This window comes from Shinella sp. GW821-FHT10F02, from assembly GCF_058809275.1.
In genome coordinates this window covers 1,109,317-1,134,707 of the sequence record NZ_JBXASL010000001.1, presented here as the reverse complement: position 1 = coordinate 1,134,707, position 25,391 = coordinate 1,109,317, and the positions used below count along the sequence as shown (strand labels likewise).

Sequence of the window (25,391 nt, the reverse complement as noted above, 5' to 3'; positions counted from 1 at the left end):
AGGAATCCCTCTTGAAAGCACCAATGAAGTGCTTTATATATTTAAGCATGGCAACGAAGTTCACATCCAGTCTCAGGCTCGTCCTCCAACCCACGCCCGACATGCGTCAGGCGCTATCGGAGACGCTTGCCGCCTATCAGCAGGCGATGGCGATCCTCGACAGGACGCCGGGCGCCAATGTCGTGACGCTGCACCAGGCAGCCTATGAGCAGATCCGCACGGTGACGGGCCTTCCCGCCCGCCTGGTGACGCTCGCGCTGCGCGATCACGGCCGGCGAAAGCCCGGCGAGATCGTCGCGGATATCCCGCTCGACTCGAAGCTTTTCGCCGTGAAAGGCCCGGACAGCGTCAGCATTGCCACGCTCAACGGCCGGATCGTGCTGCCCTATGCGGCGAGCGGCTACCAGGAAGGCTGGGCGGATTTTGCCGAGGCGCGGCTGGTCTTTGCCGGCACGTCCATCTGTCTCTACGCCGGCATCCAGGCCGGCGTTCACCCGAAAAAGGAGGCTTCCATGTCCAATGAAGGTATTCTTGCCCGCCTCGGGCGCGTCATCGCCGGTGTCGTCAACAATGCGGTGGATGCCGCCGAAACCTCGAACCCGGTCGCGGTCGCCCAGCAGGCCGTGCGGGAAATCGGCGCCATCGCCGAGGAAGCACGCGCCGCTCTCGGCGTCGCCATGGCGGCCGGCCACCGGTTGAAGGCCAAGGCCGACGACCTCGACGCGGAAATCAGCGACCTCGACGAGAAGATCAAGGTGGGGCTGGAAAACGGCCGCGAAGACCTCGCCCGCGCCGCCACCGGCGTTCAGATCGACCTGGAAGCCCAGCGCGACGCGCTGTCGAAGGCCATTCTCGAAAATGCCGGCGAGATCGCCGATGCCGAGGCGACGCTGCGCAGCATTTCCTCCGCCCGCGCCGACGCGATGAAGCGGCTGGAAGACGCCAAGCGCGCCGAGCGCACCGTGCCGGCGGCCGCAACCCCTTCCCAGCGCAACGACCAGCGCCTCGCCGATGCGCTCCAGGCCGTCGAGCGCGTCACCGGCGTGCCCTCGAAGCCCGCCATGGAAGGCACGGCGGAGGTCGAGGAACTCGGCCGCCTGCAACGCCAGAAGGCGATCGAGGCGCGCCTTTCGGCCTTCAAGCACGGTGAGCGCTGATGGATTCCATCGTCCATCCGGGCACCGCGCCTTTCTGGATCGCGCTTCTGACAGTCGCGGGCCTCGGCATCGTCGAGCTCGTCTCGGTCCTGCTCGGGGCGTCCGCCTCGGGCCTGATCGATGACGGCTTCGACCTGAACGGGCCGGGCGACGTGGAACATGGCCTGCTTGGCGGGTGGATGTCCTGGCTCAACGCCGGCGGCGTGCCGATCCTCGTGCTCGCCGTCATCCTGCTCTCGGCCTTTGCGGCGGCCGGCTTTGCCCTGCAGGGCTTCATTTCGCAGTTCCGCGAGCCGCTGCCGCTCTACGCGGCGGTCACAGGGGCGCTCGCCATCGCCATTCCCGTCACCCGCTGGTCCAGCCGGGGGCTTGCAAGGATCATCCCGCGCGACGAGACCAGCGTGCAGGAACAGGCCGATTTCATCGGCCTTACAGGAACCGTGACACTCGGGCCGCTCGACCAGGGCCATCCGGGCACGGTGCGCATCAAGGACCGCTACGACAACATCCATACGCTACGCGCCCGGGCCGTGCCGGGGCATGTGATCGAGACGGGCGCATCCGTGCTGATCGTCGACGGGGCAAACGGCCTTTTCCAGGCCATCCCTGCGCCGGCGGCACTGGGGGACGACCTTTATTCCAACAACGGAGGGTAAACGAACATGGACTTCCTCTCGGTAGGAATCATCGCCGGGGTCATCGTGACGGCTATCGTCGTCATCGGCATCATCATGACCTCGCTCTATACCCGCGCCACGCGCGACAAGGCCTATGTACGAACCGGCCTCGGCGGCAAGAAGGTCGTGCTCGACGGCGGATCGATCATCCTGCCGATCTTCCACTCCTATTCCTGGGTGTCGCTCAGCACGCTGCGCCTTGAGGTCAAGCGCGCGGAAAACGAGTCGCTCATCACCAAGGACCGCATGCGCGCCGACATCACCGCGGAATTCTACGTCCGAGTGAAGCCGGATGGGGACAACATCGCGCTCGCCGCCCAGACGCTCGGCGACCGCACCAACGATGCGGATGCGCTCAAAGCGCTCGTCGAGGCGAAATTCGTCGACGGCCTGCGCTCCGTGGCCGCGACCATGTCGCTGCGCGACCTGCAGGAGCAGCGCGCGGAATTCGTCAAATCGGTGCAGGCAGCCGTCGCGCACGACCTGCAATCGAACGGCCTGGAGCTGGAATCGGTATCGCTGACCCGCCTCGACCAGACGGACATCAAACATTTCAACCCGAACAACACGTTCGACGCCGAGGGCCTGACGGCACTCACGAAGATCACCGAAGAGCGCAAGCGCGAACGCAACCAGATCGTGCGCGACAACGAGGTGGAGATCGCGACCAAGGACCGCGAAGCCTCGCTCCGCCGCCTGACGATCGAGCGCGAACAGCGCGACGCCGAACTGTCGCAGGAACGCGATATCGCCAACAAGACGGCGGAAACCCGCGCGGAAGCGGCACGGGCCGAGCAGCTTGCCCGCCTCAGCGAAGAAACTGCCCGCCTCGACACCGAAAAGGGCATTGCCGAGCGTGACTCCCAAGCGCGCCAGGCCAAGGAAACCGCCCGCATCGACGCCGAGCGCGGCATTGCGGAGCGGGAAGCCGAGGCCCGGAGGGTGACGGAAACCGCCCGCATCGACGCCGCGATCGCCGTCGCGGAAAAGAGCGAGCAGGAGCAGGCCGCGCGTGCCAAGGCGGACGAAGCCAAGGCCTCGGCCATCACCGCCGAGGAACAGGTAACGACCGCCCGCGAAGTCGAGATCGCCGAGCGCGCCAAGCGCATCGCCGTGCTCGATGCGCGCAAGGAAGCCGAACAGGCGGCGACCGCCATCACCGTGAAGGCGGAAGCGGAGCGTCAGGCGGCGGAAAACCTCGCGGCCGCGATCAAGATCCAGGCCCAGGCCGATGCGGAAGCCGCCAAGATCAAGGCGACCGGCGTCATCGAACTCGGCCAGGCAGAAGCCCAGGCGGAGCGCGCGCTCAACGAAGCCCGCAACGCCCTGTCGCCCGCCATCGTCGAATTCGAGTTGGCGCGGGCACGCATCGCCATCATCCCGCAGGCGCTGGAACAGGCGATGAAGCCGATCGAGAAGATTTCCGACATCCGGATCTTCAGCGCCGGCGGCCTTGCAGGCGCGCTGGGCGGCAATGGCGGCGACGGCGCGGGCAATCCGGTCGGCGACCTCAGCAGCCAGCTTTTGAACTTCACCGCCCAGAAACCCATCCTCGACGAGATTCTCGCGCAGGCGGGCTTCAAGGGGGCGGACCCGACACAGGCCCTGCTCGGCGCCGCCATCGGCAATCCCGCGGCAAGGACACTCAATGGAAGTGCCCGGGTCCAGGCTGACGATGCGGATTGAGCATCCCGAACAAAGCAAGGCCACCGGCTGAACCCGGCGGCCTTGCCATTTTCCGGACCGGACGCAGGAGACAGGCCATGCCAGCCACCCTTTCCATCGCTCGCCTCTGTGCAGCCCTTCTGACCCTCGCGCTGATGGCGACATCCGCTTTCGCGCAGGCGACGGACCGGCTCGGCGTGCCCGGACCGATCGATTTAGAGGGCGAGGCCTTTGTGCTCGCCTGGAGTTCACAGCCCTCCAAAACCTACATCAAGCAGGAATACCTGCCGGCCGGCCAGAGTGCCGAGCGCTACGAGCAGATGGTGCTGGTGGAGACGGTGACCAGCGGCATCGCCGTCATGGATGCCGTTCGCGCGCAGATCGACTTGCTGAACCAGCGCAAGGCGACCGACCCGCTCGTCAACATGGAGGTGATCCAGAACGAAGCGGCCGGCGAGGCCTTGCTCGATTTCATTGTTAGCAGCAAGGATGCCAACGGGCAGTATATCGTCGAATGGAACCGCTACCGCTATGCCCGATACAGCGATGCCGGCGGCAACAGGGGCGTCATGCTCCTCGGCATCAGCCGGCGCGCCTACGGCAACGACGCCGCCAAGAGCCTACTGACCCAGCTGAAGGGACTGCGGCCCGGCCGGATCAAGACACTGACACAAGTGCGCCTCCCCCGGCCGGCGCCCTGAAACTTCACGCCTCGTCAAGCGCCAGCGTCAGATCGGCGATCAGGTCGTCGGGATGTTCGATGCCGATCGACAGCCGGATCGTCGATTCCAGCACGCCGATGCGCTGGCGCACCTCCAGCGGCACGCCGGAATGGGTCATCGTCGCCGGATGGGAGGCGAGCGATTCCGTTCCGCCGAGACTGACGGCAAGCTTGAAGATCTTCAGCGCATTGAGGAACTTGAACGATGCCGGCTGGCCGCCCTTGATGTCGAAGGAGAACGTCGATCCGGCACCGCCGCACTGGGCGGCGAAGGTGCGGCCGACGGGCGAGTCCGGCGCGTTGTACGGCAGGTAGTGGATGCGTTCGACCTTGGGATGCTCGCGCAGGAAATCGGCGACGGCCTTCGCATTGTTGTTGGCCCGCTCCATGCGGAGCTGCAGCGTCTCCAGCGAGCGGCCGAGCATCCAGCAGGAATGCGGATCGAGCTGCGTGCCGATCGCGCCGCGCAATGCCTTGATCTGCTTCATCACCACCTTGCGGCCGAGCGCCGCCCCGGCGATCAGGTCGGAATGGCCGCCGACATATTTCGTCAGCGAGTAGAGCGAAATATCCGCGCCGTGCTCGAGCGGCCGCTGGAAGACCGGCCCGAGCAGCGTGTTGTCGCAGGCGATGATCGGCGTGTGGCCCTGCTTCTCACCGATCGCGTCCGCGATGCGGCGGATCATCGCGACGTCGACGATGCTGTTCGTCGGGTTGGCCGGCGTTTCAATCAGGATGACCGAGACGCGGCCCTTGGCCACCGCTTCGTCCGCCGCCGCCTTTACCGAGGCTTCGTCGACCCCGTCGGCAAAACCCACGGCGGAGACGCCGAGATTGAGGAACGTCTTGGCGAGCAGCGTTTCCGTGCCGCCATAAAGCGGCTGGGAATGCAGCACCGTATCGCCTGGCCGCACGAAGGCGAGCAGCGTCGTCGCGATCGCCGACATGCCGGACGAGAACAGCGCACAGCTCTCGGTGCGCTCATAGACCGCCAGGCGATCCTCGACGATCTCGCTGTTGGGATGGTTGAAGCGCGAATAGACAAGGCCTGCGCCCCTGCCCTCCGGCGGCTCCTTGCGGCCGGACACATAGTCGAAGAAATCCCGGCCGTCCTCCGCCGACGCGAAGACAAAGGTGGACGTCAAAAAGACCGGCGGCTTGACGGCCCCTTCGGAGAGTTCGGGGTCGTAGCCATAGTTCAGCATCTGCGTTTCGGGATGCAGGGCGTGGTTGCCGATATGGGTTCTGGAGGGGTGCGGCGCAGTCATCAGACGTCTCCCTTGATGAGTCACGGGCTGTGCGTCGCAAGTTACACGATATAGACCGGCCCCGCCCCGTTATTTGGTGCCCTCAATGCGCTTGCCGGATCATGTCGGCAGCCTTTTCGCCGATCATCATCGAGGGCGCGTTGGTATTGCCGCTGAGCAGCACCGGCATGATCGAGGAATCGGCGACGCGGAGCCCTTCCACGCCGCGCACCCGAAGCTGCGGATCGACGACGGAGATCTCGTCGATGCCCATCTTGCAGGTGCCGACAGGGTGATAGTCGCAGCAGGCGTATTGGCGCACATAGGCCATGATATCCTCCTTCGTCTTCGCATCCGGCCCCGGCAGGCGCTCGACCTTGATGTACTTGGCAATATCGGGTTGGCTAAGAATTTCGCGGGTCGTCTCGATCGATTTCAACGACATGGTCCGGTCGTATTCCGCGCCGTGATAGTTCGGGTCGATCAGCGGCTCGTCTTCCGGCCGCGCCGAGGCGAGCTTGATCGAGCCGATACTTTGCGGGCGCAGGAATGTCGTGTTGACGGTAAAGCCGTGGCCGTCGAGTTGCGTCTGCCCACCGCGCACCACCATGGCCGGCGCGACGTGGATCTGCATGTCCGGCCGGCCATTGCCCTCGCTGGAGGCAAAACCACCGCCCTCGACGATGACGGAGGCTGCCGGGCCATTGCGATAGAGCAGCCAACGGATGCCGTGCAGGATCGCCTTTGGATAGCGGTCCTGCCCGTCATAGCTGATCGGCTCCTTGAGCGTCACATGCACGTTGGAGCAAAGGTGATCCTGAAGGTTCTTGCCGACGCCCTTGAGGTCAACCTGCGGCTTGATGCCGAGCGGCTTCAGCTCATCGGCATCGCCGAGGCCGGAGAGCATCAGCAGGCGCGGCGAGTTGAGCGCACCGCTGGTGACGATGACCTCGCGATCCGCGCGAAAGGTCTGGACGGAGCGGCCCTGCGCGACTTCCAGTCCCACGGCGCGCGTTCCCTCCATAACGATGCGGATGGCGCGGGCACCCGTCATCACGGTGAGGTTTTTGCGCGAGCGCACCGGATGCAGGTAGGAGACGGCGGAGCTGCGCCGGCGGCCATCGCGGCAGGTGACCTGGTAAAGGCCGGCGCCGTGCTGCGTCTCGCCGTTGAAATCCGGATTGTAGGGCAAGCCCCAGCGCTGGCAGGCGCGTACGAAGGCCTTGGAAAGCTCGTGCGGATTGACCTGGTCGGACACCCAGAGCGGACCACCCTGCCCGTGATATGCGCTGACGAGGCGCTCATTGTCTTCCGACTTGCGGAAATAGGGCAGCACATCCTCATAGGCCCAGCCGTCATTGCCGAGGGCCGCCCAGTTGTCATAATCCTCCCGCTGGCCGCGGATGTAGATCATCGCATTGATCGAGCTGGAGCCGCCGAGCGTCTTGCCCTGCGGATACCAGATCTCGCGATTGTCGAGGTTCTTCTGCGGCACCGTCTTGAACCGCCAGTTGACGCCCGGCCCGAACAGTTTGCCGATGCCACCCGGAATATGGATCATCGGGTTCCAGTCCCGGCTGCCGGCTTCGAGCAGCAGCACCTTCACGGACGGGTCCTCCGTCAGCCGGTTGGCAATGACGCAGCCCGCCGAGCCGGCGCCCGAAATGATATAGTCGAATGTCTGCATTCCATCCTCCCGATCCGCCTCGGGACCCCTATCTGCCCTGGAACTTCGGCTTGCGCTTTTCCGCGAATGCCCGAAGTCCTTCCATCCTGTCTTCGGTATCGAACGCCTCGACCGTCAGTGCGTGCTCGATGCGCAACCCGTCCGCCAGCGAATGTTCATCCGCCGCCTTTACCGCCCTTTTTGCATAGGGTGTGATGGCAACGGATTGCGCTGCAATCGCCGAGGCGATCTCCAGTGATTTCTCCGCAAGCGCCTCCAGTGGCATGATTTCACTCACCAATCCCTTGCGCTCGGCAAGTGCCGCATCGACCATCTGGCCGGTCAGCACCATCTGCATGGCAAAACTCCGGCCGACCAGCCGCGGCAGCCTCTGCGTACCGCCATCACCGGGAAAGGACCCGATGTTGATTTCCGGCGTCGCGAATTTCGCTGTGTCGGCGGCGAGAATGATGTCGCAGAGCAGCGCAAGTTCTAGACCGCCGCCCAGTGCAAAGCCATTCACGGCCGCGATGATCGGTTTCGGGAAATCCTGGATCTCCGCCCACCGCGCCAGACGCTCGGGATCGGCATAGGAGGCAACGCCGCGCTCCAGCATGTCCGAAATATCCGCCCCCGCGGAAAACGCACGCCCGCTTCCCGTCAGGATGACGCAGCCTATGCCGGCATCCTCCCGCGCATCGCGGAGCAGGCCGGTGAGTTCGCCGAGGAGGTCCTTGGAAAGGGCGTTCAGCTTGTCCGGCCTGTTCAGCGTCAGGCGCAGCACGCCGGGTGCCGGCCGTTCGCCGAGCACGAGTACAGTCATGTTTCAGGCAACCTTCTTGTAGAGCGTTTCGGCGGTCAGGCCCGCGCGAACGAGGCACTGCCGGATCTTTTCGATCTCGGCCGGTGTCGGCTTCATCAGCGGCGGGCGAACATGAGCCTCGTCCCAGCGGCCGAGAATGACAAGGGCCTCCTTCATGCGGTTGTGCATGTCGAGCAGCGGATGATCGTAGAAGGCGCGCACGGTCGGGTAGATCCGGTCGTTGATCGCCTTGGCGGCATGGAGGTCGCCGGCCTGAACCGCGCGGAAGAGCGCCACCTGAAGGTTCGCAATCACCGAGCCGGCACCGGAAAGCAGGCCATCGCAGCCGAGCGCCAGCGAGCCGAGCAGCCAGGAACTGTGCGTCGTCAGCGTGTTCACCGGGCGATCCAGCGCCTTCAGCTCGCGGATCTGCCGCTCGTGCAGATTGCCGTCGCCGCAATTGTCCTTGATCGCCTTGATCGAGGGAAACTGGTTGCACAGGTCCAGCAGCGTCGGCAGCGGATAGGCGAGATTGGAATTCAGCGGAAACTGGTAGTGGATGATCGGCAGGTCGGACGCATCGGTGATGCGCTTGAAATGCTCACGCGCCATTTCCGGCCGCAGATGACCACCGAGCACCATGACCTCCGGCGGGAAGACCAGCAGTCCGTTCGCACCCTCGTCCTGCGCCTTGCGGGCGATGCGCGCCGCTTCCAGCGTGGAGTTGGTATAGACGGCGACAATCGTCGGCACCCGCTCTCCCAGAACCTCCTTGGTCACGACGATCGCGCGGTACTGCTCCTCGATCGTCAGCGAAGCGACCTCGGCGGCGTGGCCGTTGATGGTGATCGCGCTGATGCCCTCCACACCGGCAACGTCGGCAAGATGCTTGCGATATGCCTTCTCATCCACCGCGAGGTCCGCGGTGAACGGCATGAGCACGGCGGGGATCACGCCCTTGGGATTATCGTAGTGACGAACGGATGCCATCTTTCTTCCTTCCATGGAAACGCATGGGCCGCGCCTTGCGACGCGGCCCGGCGCCTGAGTTGCTAGATGCCCTTGCCGAGGAACTGGTCGACATTGGCGCTGGTGACTTCGACGGTCGGCAGGATGATTTCCTTGTCGACGGCCTCGCCCTTGGCGATCTTGTGCGCGGTCTGGATGCCTTCTGGTGCGCAGAACGGGTAGATGAAGCAGGCCGACATCTTGCCGTCCTTGATCGCCTGGAAGGCCGTGTTCTGGCCGTCCATGCCGATGACCTTGACGCCTTCGAGGCGGCCGGCGGCTTCCAGAACCTGCACCGCACCGAGCGCCATCTCGTCATTGTGCGCATAGATCGCCTGGATCTCGCCCGGCTTGAAGCGCTGGACCATGTCTTCCATGAACTTCACGGCCTTATCGCGCGTGTAGTCGCAATTCTGCTCGGCGATCACCTTGAAGGCGGCGTTGCCCTCGATGACGCTCTTGAAGCCGTTGTGGCGGTCGTTCGTCGCCGAGGCGCCCGCGGTGCCCTGCAACTCGATGATGCCGCCGCCGTTCGGCAGCGCGTTGATCAGGAATTTGCCGGCACCTTCGCCGAGCGGCAGGTTGAGGCCGCCGAGATGGCAGGTGACATCCGTGTTGACCTTGCGATCGAGGGTCAGCACCGGAATGCCGGCCGCCATCGCGTCGCGCACCACCGGCGTCAGCGCCTGTTCGGTGAGCGGCGAGATGACGAGCACCTGGATGCCCTGAGCCATCAGGCTTTCGACGTCTGCCACCTGCTTTGCGGCATCGTTGTTGCCATCGGTGACGATCAGTTCGAGATCGGCGTAGTTCTCCTTGGCATATTGCCGGTTCACCTCGACCATGGCGATGCGCCACGGATGGTTCATCGTGCCCTGGCTGAAGCCGACCTTGATCGTGCCCTCGGCAAAGGCGCTGCGGAACGGCAGCCCCACGGTGCCGGCGGCAGCGGCGATGGCGGCCGAAAGTGTCAGGAACTGTCTGCGACTGGTGTTCATTGTATTACTCCTCCCGTTGATGAACATTGCTCATGGATCCCGGCGCCCCCGGCGCCCGCGGAATGTCAGGCCTTCTGGCGATGGCGGTAGACCTCGAACATCACGGCGGCGATGATGATCGCGCCTTTGACGATCTGCTGGGTGAAGGGCGAAATGCCCAGAAGATTGAGGATGTTGGCGATGACGGCGATGATCGCCGCGCCGATGACCGTGCCGACCACGCCGCCCTCGCCACCGAACAGGCTGGTGCCGCCGATGACGACGATGGCGATGGCTTCGAGTTCGAGATTGCTGCCGGCGGTGGGCTCTCCGACCGTGAGGCGCGAGACGGTGATCAGCGCGGTGACGGCGGCCAGCATGCCGGAAATGACATAGACCGACATCAGCACCGCCCCGACGCGGATGCCGGCAAGGCGCGCGGCCTCCGCATTCGAGCCGACCGCATAGACCTGGCGACCGAAGGCCGTGGAGCGCAGCACGACGAAGGCGACGAGTGCGACGAAGGCGAAGATCCAGATCGGCACCGGAATGCCGAGCAGGAAGCCGCCGCCGAGGAAATAGAAGGCATCGGTCGCCTCGCCCAGCATCTGCGGCTCGCCATTGGCAATCGTCATCGCGATGCCGCGGCCCATGACGAGCGTGCCGAGCGTCATGATGAAGGGCGGCATGCCGCAGAGCACGATGCCCGCACCATTGAAGGCGCCGAAGAGCATGCCGAGCACCAGCGCGATGCCCATCACCACCGGAATGGAAAAGCCTGCCGACAGCAGCATGGCCGTGGAGACCGCAACCACGCCGACGATGGAGCCGACGGAGAGATCGATGCCGCGCGTCAGGATGACGAAGGTCATGCCGATGCTGACGATGCCGAAGAGCGCGACCTGCCGCCCGACATTCATCATGTTGCCGAACTGGAAGAAGCTCGGCGAAAGATAGACGGCCACGGCGCAGAGCGCCACGAGCACCCAGAACAGCCCGAGGCTTTGCAGCACCGTCAAGATGCGCGAGAACCCGCCGGGCGCGAGCCCCATTTCCTGCCGCGTTGCCATGTCAGCCATTCCTTCTTCCTCCCTGCGGGGTGCTTGTCGGCTCTATGGGCATCCGCTCGCGCATCAGCCAGTCCACGGCGACGGCGAGCCCGCCCGCGTCACAGGACGGGGCGACGAAATCCGCGATGCGCTTCAGTTCCTCGATGCCGTTTTCGACGGTCAGCCGCGTGCCGGCCCAGTGCAGCATGTCGAGATCATTTTCCGCGTCACCGGCCGCAGCCGTGGACGCCTGATCGGCGCCGAGATGCCGCGCTACCCATTCGACGGCGGCGCGTTTCGAAACACCTTGCGGCCCGATCTCAAGCAGGCGCGGATGCGAGCCCGCGACGGCAAGGCGGTCGAAGAAGCGTAGCCGCATTGCGGCAAATCCTGTGTGATCGTCGGGATCGGCGCGGACGCACATGATCTTGCCCGGCTCTCCGGGCAGGTCTGCGAGGTCATCGACAACGCGCAGGCTTTCGCCCGTAATCTTCGCCTCGCGCACTGCTAGGGGATGCTCGCCAGTCGTGCTGACGCCGCCTGCGCCGTACCAGAGCGCAACCACGCCGATTTCCTGCGCAGCCGCCATCACGGCGAGCGCGTCGTCGCGCTGAACCGGCGTGCTGACATGCGCTTCGCCTGTGTCGAGATCGCCGATCCATCCGCCGTTGAAGCAGATGGCAAGACCCGTCGCGCCGAGACGTTCGGCATAGGGCCGCACCGCCTCCGGCGACCGCGCGGTGGCAAGCACCACCTGCACACCTGCTGTCCGCAGCCGCGCGAGCGCGCTGGCGACGTCGTCCCGCAGGACATAGTCATGCGTCAGCAGCGTTCGGTCGACATCGGAGACGAGGAGGGTGATCGGCGCCATGCTCAGCTCCCGAAAACCGGCTGGCGCGGGCCGGTGTGCAGGAAGAGCGTCTTGAGCTGCGTGAACTCCTCGAAACCGGCCTGCCCCATCTCGTAGCCGAAACCGGAGCCCTTGACGCCGGTCAGCGGCAATTGCGGCGCGCCGTCGATGATCGTGTTGGCCTGCACCCAGCCGCTCTTCAGCCGCTTGGAGACGGTCATGACGGTGTCGATGTTCTTCGACCAGACATAATTCGACAGGCCATACTGGCTGTCATTGGCAAGCCCGATCACCTCGTCCAGCGTGTCGAAACGCGTGACGCTCAGCACGGGGCCGAAGATTTCCTCCTGGAAGATCGTCATCGACGGCGTCACATGGTCGAACACGGTCGGCTGCACGTAGTGGCCGGAGCCAAGCCTGGCCGCCTCCCCGCCCGTCAGCAGTTTCGCGCCTTCGGCCACGCCGGATTTCACGAAATCCAGCACCTTGCCAAAATGGTTCTCGTCGATCATCGCGCCGATATCGGTCTTGTCGTCGAAAGGGTCGCCAACCTTCAATTCCGAAGCACGGCGGGCGACGCGGGCGATGAAATCGTCTGCGACGTTGGACTGCACGAAGAGCCGCGAGCCGGAGACGCAGCATTCGCCATTGTTGAAGAACACGCCCATCAGCGCGCCGTCCACGGCCGCGTCGAGGTCCGCATCGGCAAAGACGATGTTGGCCGACTTGCCGCCAAGCTCCATCGAGGTCTTGACGATGTTCTTCGCCGAACTCTCGATGACGTTGCGGCCGACGCGGGTGGAGCCGGTGAACGAGATGAAGTCCACGCCCGGATGATCGGTGAGCCGTTGCCCGACCACGGCACCCTTGCCGCTCACCACGTTGAACACGCCATCCGGCAGCCCCGCCTTGGAGGCCAGCGCGGCGATTTCCAGCGTGCTGCCCGAGGTGAATTCCGAAGGCTTCACCACGACCGTGCAGCCGGCCGCAAGTGCAAACGGAACCTTCTGCATGAGGATCAGGGCCGGGAAATTCCACGGCGTGACGAGGCCGACCACGCCAACCGGCTCGCGCATGATGAGGGCCGTGCGGTCGCGGCCGAGATTGGTATAGGTCGTGCCCGCCATCTGCATGCCGAGCGAAGCGGCATAACGCGTCAAGCCGACCGAACCGTTGATATCGCCGCGCGCAAAGCGGATCGGCTTGCCGGTCTCCTCGACCTCGATGCGCACGAGCCGCTCGAAATTCTCCTGGATCAGGTCGGCGAGCCGGTTCAGCACCTCGGCACGCTCCATGCCGCTCAGCTCCGACCAGACGCCGCTTTCGAAGGCGTTGCGTGCTGCCTCGACGGCGCGGTCGATATCGGCCGGCGTGCCGCTCGCATATCGGGCGACAGTCTCGCCGCTCGCGGGCGAGCGCCTCTCGACCGTTTCGCCGCTCCAGGCCTCGAAGGCGCCGGCGATGTAGTGACTGTAATCACGAACCGTCATGTCATTCTCCTCAATTCCAGACCGCATGGGCCATCAGCGTTTCCTCGCTGGCGCTTTTGCCGTCGACGATCGCCGACACCTCACCCTGCCGCATCACCATGATGCGGTCGCAGAGCCCGAGGACTTCCGGCAGTTCGGACGACACCATCACCACCGCGGCGCCCATATCCTTGGTAAGCCGCACGAGCAGGTCGTAGATTTCGCGTTTCGCGGCGACATCGACGCCGCGGGTCGGCTCGTCGACGAGCAGAATCTGTGTGCCCGCGCTGAGTTGGCGGGCGATGCCGCATTTCTGCTGGTTGCCACCGGAAAGGGTTCGCACGCGGGTGGCACCCGATGGCGTCTTGATGCGCATCTGCCGGATATATTCGGCGACCTTGGTGCGCTCCTCGCCCGCCTTCAGGAAACCGCCGGAGGCAAGGGCGCCGAGCGATGAGATCGTAACGTTGAAGGCCACCGACTGGTCGAGGAACAGCCCTTCCGTCTTGCGGTCTTCCGGCAGCAGGCCGATGCCATTGGCAAGCGCCGTGCGCGGGCTGTTCACCGACAGCGCCTTGCCATCGACGCGGATCTCGCCGCTGTCGATGCGGTCGGCGCCGGCAACCGCGCGCAGCACCTCGGTACGCCCCGAACCCGCCAGCCCGCAGATGCCGAAAATCTCGCCCTGCCGCACGTCAAAGCTGATGTCCTTCAGCACGCCCTTTCGGTTGAGCCCGGACACGGCAAGCCGGATCTCGTCCCTCGGAACCCCGCGCTCGGGAAAAATATCGTTCATCTCGCGCCCGACCATCTGGCGGATCAGGCTTTCCGTCGTGGTGCCGGCGATCGGCGTGCTGGAGATCACCTGCCCGTCGCGCAGCACCGTGACGTCGTCGCAGATCTCGTAAAGCTCCTTCAGCCGGTGCGAAATGTAGATGAAGGAGACGCCCTGCTCGCGGCTGAGCCGGCGGATCATGGCGAAGAGATTGACGAGTTCGCTGTCGCCGAGCACGGCGGACGGTTCGTCGAGCACGACGATGCGGGCATGGCGCGAGATCGCCTTGGCGATCTCCACCATCTGGCGTTGCGCGACGCTGAGCTTGTCGATGCGCGCCGCAGGATTGACGTTGAAATTGAGGTCCTGCAGCACGGCCCGCGCATCCGCCCGCGCCTTGCGCCAATTGACAAAGCCAAGCGCGTTTTTCGGCAGCCGGCCGAGGAAGATGTTTTCGGCGACCGTCAGGTGCGGCGTCTGGGCGAGTTCCTGGTAGATGACGGCGACGCCGAGTTCCAGCATGCGTTCCGGCGTCGGGTTGTCGATTTCTGCACCATCGATGGCGACCGAGCCTTCGCTCGCGCGATGCGCGCCGGAGAGGATGCGCATCAGCGTGGACTTGCCGGCGCCATTCTCGCCGATCAGCCCGTGCACGCTGCCGGGGCGAACGGAAAAGCTGACATCCTTCAGGGCATAGACACCGGGGAACCGCTTGTGGATCCCCTTCATCTCCAGGATCGGAGCCGTCATGTCCTCTCTCCCATCATCCGTGAAATCGTTTTCTCAACCAGCCGAAAGCTAAAGCCGCGGGATCTGCATGCCGCCGCCTATGTTGTAGACATCGCCCGTGCTGAACGGCATGCCGCCGGTCACCAGCGTCGCGATGCCGCGCGCGATATCCTCCGGCTGGCCCCAGCGGCGGATCGCCGAAAGCGTGCCGTTCTCGATGCCGTCGCTGTAGCGTTCCACCACGTCGGCCGTCATGTCGGTGCGGATGAGCCCGGGCCGGATCTCGTAGACGCCGATGCCGTGTTCGGCGAGCCGCAGCGCAAACTGCTGCGAGGCCATCGACAGGCCGGCCTTCGATATGCAGTACGGCCCCTTTTCCGGCGAAACGAGATGGGCATTCGCCGAGGTGATGAAGACGATGGACCGGTGTTCCGGCGGCTCGGCCCGCTCGACCATGCGCCGCGCCACTGCCTGCGTGAAGAAAAAGGTGCCGCGCAGGTTGACGTTCAGCAGCCGGTCGAAGCTTTCTTCCGAGACATCCAAGAGATCGCCACGTTCGGAAACCTGCACGCCGGCATTGTTCACCAGGCAATCGATCGGCCCGAGATCGGCCTCGATCGCCGCCATCACCTTGGTGAAATCCTGCGTGCGCGAAATATCCATCTCGTAGAACCCGGCCTTGCCGCCAAGCCCCGTCACGCCATCGACCGTCTCCTCCGCGCCGTCGCGGGAAATATCGATGACCGCAATGTCGTAACCGGCCTCCGCCAGCGCCGCGCAGATCGCGCGGCCGATGCCTCGGCGCGCGCCGGTGACGACGGCGACGCCACGCTTGGCCGTGGCGGGACGCTCCGGCAATGGCAGCCCCGTCTTGTCGAGCCTCAAGCCAGCCATCACGCCGCTCCCTTCTTTGCCGCATCCGCCGCAACAACGGCGCGGTTTGCGATCAGCCCTTCGATCTCGGCCTTGCTGTAGTCATGCTCCGCGAGGATCTCGCGCGTGTGCTCACCGATATCGAGCGCCAGCACGCGTAGCTCCGGCACCTTGCCGTCGTAGCGGTTCGGGTGGTTGACCAGGTGGATTTTCCGCCCGCGCACATCGACCTCGTGGAAGACCTCGGCATGCTTCAACTGCGGATCGTCGAGCAATTGGTCGTAATAGTTGACCGGCGCCCACCAGACATTGAACCGGTCGAAACGCTCGCCGAGTTCCTCCATCGTGAAATTCGGCGTGGCTTCCGCCAGAAGCCGCGCGAAAGCGTCGCGCTCCTCGTAGCGGTCCTTGCCGGCCAGCGCGCGCAGCCCGTCGCTGTCGACGGCATCTGCCAGGTTCTCGGTCTCGCAGAGCGACACGACGACATGGCCGTCGGACGCCGGGTAGACGCCATAGGGCGCCTGGTGGAACCAGGTGGCGAGATTGCGCTCGCGCTTCAAAGCCTTGCGCTCGATATCGCCGGCAAGCCAGTTGACCAGCGGTTCGCCCTGAAGGTCGATGCCGGCATTGAGCAGGCTGCCCTCGACACGCGTCCCCTTACCGTCACGCAGGCGGCGGACGAGCGCACCGAGGATGCCCATGGCCAGCAACGCGCCGCCATGCTGGTCGACGACCGCCGCACCAACCGGGGTCGGCCCACCCTGCGGCGTGCCGGTGACACCGATAAGACCAGCACGGGCCTGGACCAACAGGTCCTGCCCCGGCTTCTGCGCCAGCGGACCGGTGGAGCCGAAGCCGCTTGCAGAGGCGAAGATCAGCGCCGGATTGAGTTCCTTCAACCGCGCATCATCGAAACCGAGGCGGGAAAAGACGCCGGGGCGGAAATTCTCCAGCACCACATCGGCACCGGCGATCAGCTTTGCCGCGACGGCCTTGCCCTCTTCGCTCTTCAGGTCGATGGCGATGGAGCGCTTGTTGCGGTTGGCGCAGAGGTAGAAGCCGCTGACACCCTCCACATAGACATCGGCGCCCGACCATTGCCGCTCATAGGCGCCGGTCAGCGGCTCGACCTTGATGACGTCGGCGCCCATGTCGGCGAGATATTGGTCTGCGGCCGGCCCCTGCAGGAAATGGCAGAAGCTGACGACCTTGATACCGTCAAGAAGCATGGTTCCTCCCAAACTTTTGTGAAATCGATTTCACATTTTTCCATTTCCCTGTCAACTGGCTTTCCGGAATATTCTTCAAAGCTTGCATTTTCAACCAAGACGCTTGATAAATCGATTTCACGAATCCGGAGGCCGCATCCCGTGAACACAGAAACAGATCGCCTGGACGCAAAGCTGGTCGACGTAGCGAAACGGGCAGGCTGTTCCCCCGCAACGGTCTCGCGCGTGCTCAACAACAATCCGAAGGTGGGGCTCGGCGTGCGCGAGCGCGTGCTGAAGGCGGCGACCGATCTTGGCTACGTGCCGAACGGCTCCGCGCGGGCACTGCGCTCCACGCGCACCCGCCTCGTCGGCGCGATCATCCCGACGCTCGACCACGCAATCTACGCCACCATGGTCAACAGCCTTCAGACCCGCCTTTCCGAGCGGGACGTATCGATCATCATCAGCACCTCGTTCTATGACGTCGACATGGAGCTGGAGCAGGCACGGCTGTTGGTCGAGCGCGGCGTCGAGGCGATCGTGCTGGTCGGCTCGACGCACCGGCCGGAAACGCTCGCCATGCTGGAGCAGCGCAACATTCCTTACGTCTACACCTACACGTCCGATGCCACGGCGGTCGGCGCGGCAATCGGTTTCGACAATGTGAAGGCGGGCCGCATGGCGGCGCGCTACCTGCTGGATCTCGGCCACAAACGCATCGCCATGATCGCCGGCATCACCCGCGACAACGACCGCGCCGCCTCGCGCCGCAACGGCTTCATCGAGGAACTCGTCAAGAGCGGGCTTGCGAAAGCGGAGATTCCGGTCGTCGAATCCGCCTACAAGATCGAGGGCGGGCGTGCCGGCATGCAGGCGCTGATGGCGGCGGAACAGCCGCCGAGCGCCATCTTCTGCGGCAGCGACATCATCGCCGCCGGCGCCATCAAATATTGTCACGACAAGGGCCTGAGCGTGCCACGCGACGTCTCGATACTCGGTTTCGACAATCTGGAAATCGCCGAACTTACGACACCGGACCTCACCACCGTCGAGGTGCCCGCCCGCGAGATGGGCACGATCGCCGGCGATTACCTTCTCGCCACCCCCGCCCAGCGCGAGCACATGCGCCAGCGCGAACTGCCGCTGCGGCTCGTCGTGCGCGCCAGCACCGCACCCATCGCCCGCTAAGGAACCGACATGCAGTTTCTCGTCATATCCCGCCGTCTGACGGACCGGTTTTCCGACGCCGATTTCGCGCCCGTCGTGCCGCTGGAGGGTGCGCGCGCCCGCGAACTCTACGCCGCCGGCTTCACCCGCCAGATCTGGCACCGCGGCGACCAGCCCGGCGCCTGCCAGATCGTCGAGGCGGACAAGCTGAACGCCGTGCACGAAACGCTCGCCACCCTGCCGCTCGCCGCCGCCGGCATGATCGCCTTCGACGTCATCCCCCTGAAACCCTATGCGGGCTTCACGCCGTAACAGGCGCAGCCATCGGCTATGCCCATATCGTTTCCGCGCGGTTAGTAGCGGCGGAGCGGTAAGCAGCGTCGATCATCGCGAAGGCCCTGCGGCCGTCCTCGATGGTGACCGGCATCGGGCCGCCGCTCTTCAGCGCGTCGACGAAAGCCCAGGCGACATGCTCGTGAAAGACGCCCGTCTTGAAGGACGGGACGACGGGCGAAGCGGACCAGCCCTCGCCCTCTCCGCGCCGGAACACGCGCAAAAAATCCACCTCACGCGTCGGGCGCGAGGCGATGTCGACGCCGGAGAGCAGGATCGAGCCTTCCGTTCCATAGATCTCGATCGACGTGTCGGCCGCGGCAAAACACCAGCTCGTCGTCACCTCGGCGATCAGGCCGTGCGCATAACGAAAGGTGGCGACGGCCGTGTCTTCGACCGGCAGGCCGAGCGTGGCGGACGACAGCGTGGCGATGACCGAGTCCGGCTCGCCAAACATCCAGCGCAAGAAATCGGCAGCGTGCACGCCCTCGTCGAGCAATGTTCCGCCGCCCGAACGGGCCGGATCGATGAACCAGGCGGAGCGGAAGGTGTCCGTCAAGCCGTGGCTGTGACCATGCCGGACCCGGCAGAGCGTCACCCGGCCAAGCGCCTTCTCCTTCAGGAGCCGCGCGATTTCGTGATTGGCGGGGTCGAAACGTTTGGGAAAACTCTGCATGAAGCGGATGCCGGTGCGATCAACCACAGCGGCGATGGCATCACATTGCGCGCGGTCGATGCCGAGCGGCTTCTCGCAAAGCACCGGCCGCCCCTGCGCCGCGGCCGCCTCCACCAGCATCAGGTGTTCGCTCGTCGCCGAGCAGATCGCGACCGCGTGGCTCTTGCGGATGAGGCGGTGCAGGTCGTCCAGCGTCTCGATTCCATGCCGGGCCGCAAACTCGGCTGCCTTGTCAGCAACCAGATCCCAGACGCCGACGATTTCGACCTCCGGCCTTTGCAGAAAGGCGCTGGTCCAGAAATTGGCGTGGTAATGCTCGACACCCAGTATCGCGATCTTCAGGCGCATCCGGCCTTCTCCCCTTCCCCACCGACCGGCGTTCTCATGCCGGACCGCGCTGCTGCATAAATGGTCTCGGCCACCTGGACGGAGCGAAGACCCGCCGCGGGCGTGTCGTCCGGCGCCGTTTCGCCGCGAATGATCGAGAGCCAATGGCGGTGATGGGCCTCGCCGAGCGCTTCCTCCGGTAGGGCGGGGGTTGTCCAGCCCGCCTCTCCGGTGAGTGAAGGCGCGTGGATTGCCGCGGCAACCCGCTCCGTGCGCAGCCAGACTGTGCCCTGCTCGGCATAAAGCTCCAACCGGAAGCGGTCGCAGCCGGCAAGCTCGGTGTAGCTCATCTCATGGCTCACCCGCACGCCGCTCTCCAGGCGATAGGCGGCGAGCACATTGTCCTCAAGGGCGGTTCGAACCGTGCGGCCGTCGGTAAGCCGCCGCTCCGGCCGCGCCGTCATCATGTCGGCGACGACGTTTTCGATCGGGCCGAGCAGATGCTGCACGAGATCGATGCCATGCACGCCGAGCTGCATGACGACCCCACCGGAAACATTGCCCGGCGTGAAAAACCAGTCGCTCCAATCCGCTCCCGGCGTGGCATTGCGAATGCGCGCCGAATGGACGGCGCCGAGCGCACCGGATTGCAGCAGGTCGCCAAGCCAGCGCACTTCGGGAAAATAGCGATGCATGAAGCTGACGGTGAGGCGCCGCCCCGACCGTTCATCCGCCTGAAGGATGTTCCGGCATTGCGCGCTGTCCAGCGCCATCGGCTTTTGCAGCAACACATGTTTGCCGGCATCCAAGGCATCGATCGCGATGCGCTCGTGGGTATCGTCCGGGGTGGCGATCACAACGGCGTCGATCGCGCCGTCGTCCAGCACGCGGCGGTAGTCGGTTTCCGCCCTGCCAATGCCCAGCGCCTGCGCCCTCGCAAGCGTCGCATCCGGCCGCCGGCCGACGAGGACCGCGATATCGGCCCCACCGGCGGCGCGGAGGCCGTTGATATGGTAGTCGGCGATGAAGCCCGCGCCGATGACGGCGACGGCAATCCTGTCGGCAGCCGAACGAGACATGGTGATCAATCCGCTTTCGTGGCAAAGGTCGGACGCCCACCGTAGCAGGCGTCCGGCGCGTTCATGGTGTCAGGGCGCCCACTGGCCTTCGATCTCGACGGCAGCCGCATTCGCCGCCTTCAGCGGGCCGGTGAACGTATAGCTGAGCACGTCCTTGGCCTCGCCCTGGATGCGGTTGGTGCCCTTCAGGTAATCGGCGATGGCCGCCATGTCCTCGACATAGGATGTGTCGACATTCGGCGTGAACGTGTAGTCCGAAAGCAGCGCCGCGTTCATGTCCACCGGCTGCTTCTGGAAATCGGAGAAGATCTTCAGCACCTCGTCCTTGTTCGCCGGATCGGCGACATAGGCCTGCGCCTTGGTTAGCACCTTCACCAGTGCCTCCGTCGCCTTCGGATTGGCGCGCACCCAATCCTGCGAAGCGACCCAGACGGTGCGGTTGTTGGAGACCGGCACGTCCTCGCCATTGTTCTTGGCAAAGAAGCTTTTCGTGCCCGAATGCACGATCTTGGCGCCCTGCTCATGCACCGCACGATAGGGGAACGGTTCCCAGAATATGATGCCCTGGATTTCATTGTTGGCCATCGCGGCCATCGCTTCCGGCGGCGCGAGGTTCACCGTCTGGATCTTCGTGGCATCGAGGCCATAGTGTTTGGCCACATTGGCGAGCAAGGCGCCCGAGGTCGAGCTGACGAGCAGGCCGAGCTTCACCTTGGTGAGGTCTTCCGGGGTCTCGACCCCGGCATCCTGCCGGACCACGATCTTCTCCAGCCCATGGCTGACGGCATTCGTGCCGAGGATCACCACGGGCATGCCGTTATGCGCCATCGAGACGGGCGGCAGGTTGCCGGGCGTCCAGAGCTGGATCTCGTCTGCCAGCAGCGCCTCTCCGGCCAGATTGCCGGAGGTGAAGGTCTTGAACTCGACGGTGTTGAAACCGGCTTCCTCGAACCAGCCCTTCTCCTTGGCGACGATATGGACGAGGAACGGCAGGTCGGGGCCGATGCTGATCGACAGCGTGTCGGTTTCCACCTCCTGGGCATAGGACGGGCTGGCCGCCATGAGCATGCCGGCGAGCATCAGCGATTTCAGAAACATGCGCATGTTCGTTCTCCCTCTTTGTGTCATTCGATTGTCTGTTCGTCAGGCGCCGTGCCAACGGCCGATCCAGCGCTTGATCGCCAGGCCGATTGCCGCATCGGTAATGAGGTTGAGCGCGCCGATCAGCAGGATGCCGACGATGATGACGCCGACGGAGCCGCCGGTGTTGCGCTCGTTGATGATCATGTAGCCAAGCCCGCGGTCGGCCGCGATCAGCTCGGCGGCGACGAGCACGCCGAAGCTGAGGCCCCAGCCGATGCGGATGCCGGTCGCAAGATCGGGTGCTGCGGCGGGCACGGCGACGCGCAGCAACAGCGGCACGCCGCTGAGCCCGAATGTCTGCGCCGCCTTCAGCAACACCGGATCGATGCTGCGCATGCCCTGATAGGCGGCCGTGACGACGGGAAAGAAGGCGCCGAGGAAAATGATGAAGAATTTCGACGGCTCGCCCAGGCCGAACCAGATGATCGCCAGCGGAATCCAGGCGAGCGGCGGGATCGGGCGCAGAAGCTCGATCAGCGGCCGCATGATGGCGCCAAAACCGCGATACCAGCCGGCGGCGATGCCGACCGCGGCCCCCACCAGCGCGCCGAGCAAAAAGCCTGAAAAGACGCGGAAAAGGCTCCAGAACAGGTTGTCGGCAAGCGTCTCGGCCGTCAGCCGTTCGGCCGCGGCGCCGATTGCAAGCGAGGGGCTTGGAAAGATCGCCGGGTCGACCACGCCCGTGCGGGCGCAGATTTCCCAAATGGCGATGGCCGAAACCGCGCCGACGAGGCCGAGGGTGAGATCGCTTGCAGACGATGTTTTCATCGGCGCACCGCATCGAGATTGGCGGCCCAGGGCAGCATATGGCGCTCAAGCACCGCGAGGCGGGCGGAGATGCAAAAGCCGATGACGCCGATGACCAGCATGCCGATGATGGTGATCTCGCTGCGGTAGAAGGTTCGCGCCTCCATGATGAGCGCGCCGAGCCCTTCGATTGTGCCGATCATCTCGGCACCGACGATGACCATGAAGCCGACGCCGAGGGCCATGCGCGCGCCGGCAAAGATGCGCGGCAGCGCGGCCGGGAACACGACGGTGCGGTAGAGTTCCAGCCCCTTGAGCCCGAAGGTGCGCGCCGCCTTCAGCAAGGTCGGATCGACGTAACGCACGCCGGCAATCACATTTGACAGCATGACCCAGAAGCAGCCGTAGCCGATCAGGAAAACCTTGGTGAGTTCGCCCGCGCCGAACCAGACGATGACGAGCGGCAGCAGGCTGAGGGTCGCGACCGAGCGGCAGAAGACGATCAGCGGCGCCGTCAGCTTGTCGAGGATCGGCAGGGCGCCGATGAGGAGACCGAGCGGGATCGCCAAGACCAGGGCCGCGCCGTAGCCTTGCAGGACGCGCAGGATCGTCGTCAGCGCATGCGACCAGATCGAGACGCCGGTCGGAAAGCCGATGGTCGACAGTTCGACGAAAGCCTGCGCGATGCGGCTGACGGGCGGAAACTGGTAGGGTTTCAGGACATCGTAGCGCACGCCTGCCTCCCAGCAAGCGAGAAGCAGGGCGAAGGCGATGAGCGGCGGCAGCGCCTGGGCGAGCTTGCGTCTCATGTCGAAAGCTCGTTCCAGATGTCCTGGTAGAGCGCATTGAAACCCGGCTGAGTGCGCTGGCGCGGACGCGGCAGGTCGACGTCGAACACGCGCTTGATGCGGCCGGGATTGGGCGCAAGCAGCACGATCCGGTCGGACAGCGTCAGGGCCTCGCTGATCGAATGGGTGACGAAGACGATCGTCTTGCGGCGCGCCTCCCAGATGCGCAACAGCTCCTGCTGCAACTCGATGCGGGTCAATTCGTCGAGCGCGCCAAAGGGTTCGTCCATGAGGAGGATTTGCGGATCGAGGGCCAGCGCGCGGGCAATCGAGACGCGCTGCTGCATGCCGCCGGACATTTCGCGCGGATAGCGCGCCGCGGCCGCTTCCAGGCCGACGAGGCGCAGCAGATCCATGGCGCGCTCGCGGCGCTCGGCCTTGGCGAGCCCGGACTTGCGGAAACCGAAGGCGACATTGTCGCGCGCCGTCAACCAGGGAAAGAGCGCATGCTGCTGAAACACCACCCCCTGCCCCTGGCCCGGCCCGGTCACGACCTTGCCGGCGATAGAGATCTTGCCGCCGGAGACGTCTTCCAGCCCGGCGATCATGTTGAGCAGGGTCGTCTTGCCACAGCCGCTGCGGCCGACGAGCGAGACGAATTCGTTCTCCGCGATCGCCAGGTCGATCTTTTCAAGAACCGGCACCGCCACGCCGGCGCGCTGGGCGAACGTCTTGTGCACGCCATCGACGCGAATGAAGGCCGGGCTCTGCCGCTCGGCATGAGCGGGCATGCGCTGTTGAACCATGACATTGTTTTCCAGCACGACGGACTCCCCTCCGATCGCTGCGCGGACGGCCTATTCGCCGTTCTTGGTCCAAAGCGTATACGTGAAATTCAAATTGTAAAGTGCAATTTGTATCTACTATAATACAATCCGGTTTTGTCATCCCCTATCCCGCGGTTTCGGGCGCGGGATTGCCGGGGCGGGATTCAAAATGTATCGGGATAGAAGCGATAAAAAACAGACACGATTCGAAGGTCGAGGCAGATCCTTGCGCGCTGCGTCCTCAAACACGGTTCTCGCTTCCCTGAGGGACCAGATTTCCCGGCTTGAGGATGGTGCGCGCCTGCCGACGGTGCGCGACCTGATGCGCAGCCACCAGGTCAGCCAGGCGACCGTGCAGGAGGCGCTGATCCGCCTGCGCGACGAAGGCGTGCTCACCTCGCAGGTCGGCCGCGGCACCTATGTCATCAAGGGTGGCGAGGCCTCGGCGCAGGGTGACACCAGCGCCGAAGCGCATCTGGAGAGCCTGCTGATCCTGTCGAATGCCAGCCTCAACGAGCGCTGCGTGCTGGTGCAGAACCATATCGTCGAGCAATTGTCGCGCTCTGGCAGCAAGGTCGTGCAGATTTCCTACCACAATACGGGGCACCTGCTGGAGATCCTGACGTCGGTGCCGGATTTCGATGCGGCCATTCTCCAGTCGCACTACGAAAACATTCCGATCCGGCTGCTCAACGTGCTGCAAAGCAAGACGCGCGCCCTCGTCGTCGACGGCCATTCCGTTGCTGGTGTCGATATCGACAGGGTGGGAACCGACTGGGAAGCAGCACTTGACCTGGCGCTGGAATATCTTTCGGAACTCGGCCACCGCTCCGTGGCGCTCGTTTCGCTGGATTCCATGGCCCAGCCGATCCTCGCCGCGCGCCGCGCCTTCGACCGGATAAGCCAAAGACATGAGATCGTCTGGAAACACACGCAAAGCCTGGCGCTGCGTGGCGTGCTGCATCCCACACAGCGGGTCGGCGACGCCCTTGGGCAGGCGCTGTCCGCCCTGATCGACGATCACGGCAAGCTGCCATTCACCGCAATGGTCACGCTCGGCATTTCCGATTCCCTCGGCATCCGGCAATGCCTGGAGGAGATGGGCATTGCCTGCCCGAAGGATTTGAGCGTCTTCGTGCTGGGGCATCACGACGTACCGACCGAACATTTCGGCTTCATGACCATGGCCGGCAGCTCCTATCTGAATGCAGCAAGAAGCCTGATCGAGACGATCCGCAAGCGCATCGCGGCACCGCAGGAGCCGCCCCAGATCGTCTATCTCGACTGCCTGTCGAACATTCGCGGCAGCACCGGCGTACCCTCCGCCTGAGCCTTTGCGGGTATCCGCCGCAGGCACGCAAATTTCCTCCGCCAGTCGAAAACCCGCTTGCATCCGACCATACATCTGCTAGCGTACAATACATATTG

24 protein-coding genes are annotated in these 25,391 nt (G+C 64.7%); 7 read left to right on the top strand and 17 right to left on the bottom strand.

The window, feature by feature from the left end; translation table 11 throughout:
• Nucleotides 1-47 precede the first annotated feature (47 nt).
• The 4 genes from AC1RWL_RS05245 (at nt 48) to AC1RWL_RS05230 (ending at nt 4,200) form a co-directional block, all read left to right on the top strand.
• A complete protein-coding gene (locus tag AC1RWL_RS05245; protein ID WP_493158245.1) occupies nt 48-1,157 on the top strand; it encodes a PspA/IM30 family protein in 1,110 nt (369 codons plus the stop codon).
• On the top strand, nt 1,157-1,813 hold the full coding sequence (locus AC1RWL_RS05240) for an OB-fold-containig protein (RefSeq protein ID WP_256114577.1): 657 nt from the start codon (nt 1,157-1,159) through the stop codon (nt 1,811-1,813). The genes AC1RWL_RS05245 and AC1RWL_RS05240 overlap by 1 nt, the downstream gene beginning before the upstream one ends.
• A 6-nt stretch (nt 1,814-1,819) precedes the next feature.
• Nucleotides 1,820-3,520, top strand: coding sequence for a flotillin family protein (locus tag AC1RWL_RS05235; RefSeq protein ID WP_435264900.1), 1,701 nt, complete (start codon nt 1,820-1,822; stop codon nt 3,518-3,520).
• 77 nt (nt 3,521-3,597) lie between these two features.
• On the top strand, nt 3,598-4,200 hold the full coding sequence (locus AC1RWL_RS05230) for an HI_0983 family protein (protein WP_493092931.1): 603 nt from the start codon (nt 3,598-3,600) through the stop codon (nt 4,198-4,200).
• 4 nt (nt 4,201-4,204) lie between these two features.
• Here AC1RWL_RS05230 and AC1RWL_RS05225 read toward each other — a convergent pair whose 3' ends face one another.
• The 11 genes from AC1RWL_RS05225 to AC1RWL_RS05175 form a co-directional block, all read right to left on the bottom strand.
• Complete coding sequence (locus AC1RWL_RS05225) at nt 4,205-5,488, bottom strand: cystathionine gamma-synthase family protein (protein WP_439615201.1); 1,284 nt, start codon at nt 5,486-5,488, stop codon at nt 4,205-4,207.
• Nucleotides 5,489-5,570: 82 nt separating this feature from the next.
• Nucleotides 5,571-7,154 carry a GMC family oxidoreductase gene (locus AC1RWL_RS05220; RefSeq protein WP_493092932.1) on the bottom strand — a complete coding sequence of 528 codons (1,584 nt, stop codon included), beginning with the start codon at nt 7,152-7,154 and terminating at the stop codon, nt 5,571-5,573.
• Nucleotides 7,155-7,182: 28 nt separating this feature from the next.
• A complete protein-coding gene (locus AC1RWL_RS05215) occupies nt 7,183-7,956 on the bottom strand; it encodes an enoyl-CoA hydratase-related protein (protein WP_493092933.1) in 774 nt (257 codons plus the stop codon).
• 3 nt (nt 7,957-7,959) lie between these two features.
• Entirely contained in the window at nt 7,960-8,925 is a 966-nt protein-coding gene (locus AC1RWL_RS05210) for a dihydrodipicolinate synthase family protein (RefSeq protein WP_493092934.1), read from the bottom strand.
• A gap of 62 nt (nt 8,926-8,987) precedes the next feature.
• Nucleotides 8,988-9,941: a substrate-binding domain-containing protein gene (locus AC1RWL_RS05205; protein WP_439615205.1), complete on the bottom strand. Its 954-nt coding sequence runs from the start codon at nt 9,939-9,941 to the stop codon at nt 8,988-8,990.
• Between the two features lie 65 nt (nt 9,942-10,006).
• Nucleotides 10,007-10,999 (bottom strand): ABC transporter permease, encoded by a 993-nt coding sequence (locus AC1RWL_RS05200; protein WP_493092935.1) that lies wholly within the window; start codon nt 10,997-10,999, stop codon nt 10,007-10,009.
• Nucleotides 10,992-11,840 carry a Cof-type HAD-IIB family hydrolase gene (locus tag AC1RWL_RS05195; RefSeq protein WP_493092936.1) on the bottom strand — a complete coding sequence of 283 codons (849 nt, stop codon included), beginning with the start codon at nt 11,838-11,840 and terminating at the stop codon, nt 10,992-10,994. The genes AC1RWL_RS05200 and AC1RWL_RS05195 overlap by 8 nt, the downstream gene beginning before the upstream one ends.
• 2 nt (nt 11,841-11,842) lie before the next feature.
• Nucleotides 11,843-13,309 carry an aldehyde dehydrogenase family protein gene (locus tag AC1RWL_RS05190; protein WP_493092937.1) on the bottom strand — a complete coding sequence of 489 codons (1,467 nt, stop codon included), beginning with the start codon at nt 13,307-13,309 and terminating at the stop codon, nt 11,843-11,845.
• A 10-nt stretch (nt 13,310-13,319) separates the two neighbouring features.
• On the bottom strand, nt 13,320-14,813 hold the full coding sequence (locus tag AC1RWL_RS05185) for a sugar ABC transporter ATP-binding protein (protein ID WP_493092938.1): 1,494 nt from the start codon (nt 14,811-14,813) through the stop codon (nt 13,320-13,322).
• Between the two features lie 48 nt (nt 14,814-14,861).
• Nucleotides 14,862-15,686, bottom strand: a complete 825-nt coding sequence (locus AC1RWL_RS05180; RefSeq protein ID WP_439615210.1) for a 3-ketoacyl-ACP reductase — start codon at nt 15,684-15,686, stop codon at nt 14,862-14,864.
• Nucleotides 15,686-16,894: a CaiB/BaiF CoA transferase family protein gene (locus AC1RWL_RS05175; protein ID WP_493092939.1), complete on the bottom strand. Its 1,209-nt coding sequence runs from the start codon at nt 16,892-16,894 to the stop codon at nt 15,686-15,688. The genes AC1RWL_RS05180 and AC1RWL_RS05175 overlap by 1 nt, the downstream gene beginning before the upstream one ends.
• Nucleotides 16,895-17,035: 141 nt before the next feature.
• Here AC1RWL_RS05175 and AC1RWL_RS05170 point away from each other — a divergent pair, with 141 nt between their 5' ends.
• Both AC1RWL_RS05170 and AC1RWL_RS05165 read left to right on the top strand, forming a co-directional pair.
• On the top strand, nt 17,036-18,064 hold the full coding sequence (locus AC1RWL_RS05170; RefSeq protein ID WP_493092940.1) for a LacI family DNA-binding transcriptional regulator: 1,029 nt from the start codon (nt 17,036-17,038) through the stop codon (nt 18,062-18,064).
• A gap of 9 nt (nt 18,065-18,073) precedes the next feature.
• Nucleotides 18,074-18,355, top strand: coding sequence for a muconolactone Delta-isomerase family protein (locus AC1RWL_RS05165; protein ID WP_493092941.1), 282 nt, complete (start codon nt 18,074-18,076; stop codon nt 18,353-18,355).
• A gap of 16 nt (nt 18,356-18,371) precedes the next feature.
• Here AC1RWL_RS05165 and AC1RWL_RS05160 read toward each other — a convergent pair whose 3' ends face one another.
• From AC1RWL_RS05160 to AC1RWL_RS05135, 6 genes are all read right to left on the bottom strand, one after another.
• Nucleotides 18,372-19,400 carry a Gfo/Idh/MocA family protein gene (locus tag AC1RWL_RS05160; protein WP_493092942.1) on the bottom strand — a complete coding sequence of 343 codons (1,029 nt, stop codon included), beginning with the start codon at nt 19,398-19,400 and terminating at the stop codon, nt 18,372-18,374.
• Nucleotides 19,391-20,458, bottom strand: a complete 1,068-nt coding sequence (locus tag AC1RWL_RS05155; protein WP_493092943.1) for a Gfo/Idh/MocA family protein — start codon at nt 20,456-20,458, stop codon at nt 19,391-19,393. The genes AC1RWL_RS05160 and AC1RWL_RS05155 overlap by 10 nt, the downstream gene beginning before the upstream one ends.
• 69 nt (nt 20,459-20,527) lie before the next feature.
• Entirely contained in the window at nt 20,528-21,562 is a 1,035-nt protein-coding gene (locus AC1RWL_RS05150; RefSeq protein ID WP_493092944.1) for an ABC transporter substrate-binding protein, read from the bottom strand.
• Nucleotides 21,563-21,601: 39 nt separating this feature from the next.
• Nucleotides 21,602-22,369 (bottom strand): ABC transporter permease, encoded by a 768-nt coding sequence (locus tag AC1RWL_RS05145; protein WP_493092945.1) that lies wholly within the window; start codon nt 22,367-22,369, stop codon nt 21,602-21,604.
• Nucleotides 22,366-23,157 (bottom strand): ABC transporter permease, encoded by a 792-nt coding sequence (locus tag AC1RWL_RS05140; protein ID WP_493092946.1) that lies wholly within the window; start codon nt 23,155-23,157, stop codon nt 22,366-22,368. The genes AC1RWL_RS05145 and AC1RWL_RS05140 overlap by 4 nt, the downstream gene beginning before the upstream one ends.
• Complete coding sequence (locus AC1RWL_RS05135) at nt 23,154-23,960, bottom strand: ABC transporter ATP-binding protein (RefSeq protein ID WP_493092947.1); 807 nt, start codon at nt 23,958-23,960, stop codon at nt 23,154-23,156. Before AC1RWL_RS05135 ends, AC1RWL_RS05140 begins: the two co-directional genes overlap by 4 nt.
• 229 nt (nt 23,961-24,189) lie before the next feature.
• Here AC1RWL_RS05135 and AC1RWL_RS05130 point away from each other — a divergent pair, with 229 nt between their 5' ends.
• Nucleotides 24,190-25,293 carry a GntR family transcriptional regulator gene (locus AC1RWL_RS05130; RefSeq protein ID WP_493092948.1) on the top strand — a complete coding sequence of 368 codons (1,104 nt, stop codon included), beginning with the start codon at nt 24,190-24,192 and terminating at the stop codon, nt 25,291-25,293.
• Nucleotides 25,294-25,391: the final 98 nt, after the last annotated feature.